The 1754-nt window shown below is 61.5% G+C and carries 1 protein-coding gene and 1 pseudogene; both read left to right on the plus strand.

Annotated elements, in window-relative coordinates:
• Nucleotides 1-427, plus strand: a pseudogene (locus EOA38_RS35655) (IS5/IS1182 family transposase); the annotation flags it as partial.
• A gap of 226 nt (nucleotides 428-653) precedes the next feature.
• A partial coding sequence (locus EOA38_RS39535; RefSeq protein ID WP_189435150.1) for a DDE-type integrase/transposase/recombinase occupies nucleotides 654-1754 on the plus strand: 1101 nt, incomplete at its 3' end.

A 1754-nucleotide genomic window follows, 5' to 3' on the forward strand; every position in this document is an offset into this window, starting at 1 on the left:
ATTATCAGCTGTTGTGCGGCGAGGAGTTCTTCCAGCACCGCCGGGTCTTCGACCGCACGTCACTGACGCGCTGGCGCCGCGCATGGGCGAGGAACGGCTGACGGCGCTGCTGCAGGAGAGCCTGGCGGCGACCCGGCTGGGGGCGGCCAAGCCGGCCGACTTCCGTGCGAGGATCGTCGTCCACCGTGCAGGAGAAGGCCATCACCTTTCCGACCGACGCAAAGCTGATGCATCGCGCCCGCGAGCGGCTGGTCAAGAAGCACGGTGTTGTGCTGCGCCAGTCCTATGCGCGGGTCGGCAAGTTCGCGCTGATCAAGCATCAGCGTTATGCCCACGCCAGCAGTTCAAACGGGCCAACCGGCAGCTCAAGCGGCTGCGCACCATGCTCGGCGCGGTAATCCGCGACATCACCCGCAAGATCGCCGGGCGGCCGGAACTGATGGCGAAAGCCGCCAGTTCCGGAACCCGTCCCGGAACTGGCGGCAACAGCGCCAACTAGGGAATTTTCGATGCCCACAATCAGGGAATATTCATCGCCCGATGACAGCGCATTGCCTCAAGGAAAATGTTACCGAGCGGGTTCGTTGCCTCACCTAAAATGTTACCCGTGAAGGCGCCTGTTGCCATGATGCCTTCATCACCAGGGAGGCATCATGAAGACGAAGATGACGCATGCCATGCGCATGGAACTGGCCAATGCGGTCAGGGATCGCTATGCGGCCGCAACGACCAAGGACAAGCGAAGGATCTTGGAGGAGTTCATCGCGGCGACGGGGTATCACGAGAAGTCCGCAATCCGTGTCCTGAACAGCCACCCGGAGCCGAAGCATCGCCAGACCCGTCAACGCCCGTCGCTCTATGATGAGGCCGCTCGGGGCGCGTTGATTGTGCTGTGGGAGGCTTCAGATCGAGTCTGCGGCAAGCGCCTTAAGGCACTGCTGCCCATTCTGTTGCCTGCGCTGGAACGCAACGATCATTTGAAGCTCGAGGAGGAGATACGCCACAAGATCCTGTCGATGAGCGCTGCGACGATCGACCGCTTGCTCCAGATGCCAAGGCGCAACCTGCGTACGAAAAAGAATCCAAGGGTTGTGCCAGAGCCCCGGCGGCGCATCAAAATGCGCACTTTTGCCGACTGGAACGAGCCACTTCCCGGCAGCATGGAAATGGACCTGGTCGCTCATTGCGGAGAGGCCAACCGCGGTAGCTACGTTCACAGCCTGGTTCTGACCGATATCGCGAGCGGATGGACGGAGGCCGCGCCCATCGTCGTGCGAGAAAGCACCCTCGTGGTCGAGACACTTGAGCGCATTCGCCTGAGCTTGCCTTTTGCTCTGAACGCTCTGGACGTGGATAACGGCAGCGAGTTCGTCAACAACAGGCTGATTGAGTATTGCCTCGGTCACGGCATCGAACTGACCCGCTCGCGGCCTTACCGCAAGAATGACCAAGCGTGGATCGAGCAGAAAAATGGCGCCGTTGTACGGAAGCTCCTGGGTTATCGGCGCTTCGAGGGCTTGGCGGCAGCCAGGGCGATCACGCGCCTCTACGGGGCATCCCGGCTGTTCGTGAACTTCTTCCAGCCCTCGTTCAAACTGGCTGCCAAGCAACGCGACGGCGCGAAGGTGGCCAAGCGCTATCATCCACCACAGACTCCCTGCGAGCGTCTCCTGCAAGCGCAGGGTATCCCGATTGCCGCCAAGAGCAGGCTGAGCGAAATCGCCGCCGACCTCGATCCGCTGAAGCTTCTGGAG

The organism is Mesorhizobium sp. M1E.F.Ca.ET.041.01.1.1, from assembly GCF_003997355.1.
In the GTDB taxonomy this organism is placed as follows: Bacteria; Pseudomonadota; Alphaproteobacteria; order Rhizobiales; family Rhizobiaceae; genus Mesorhizobium.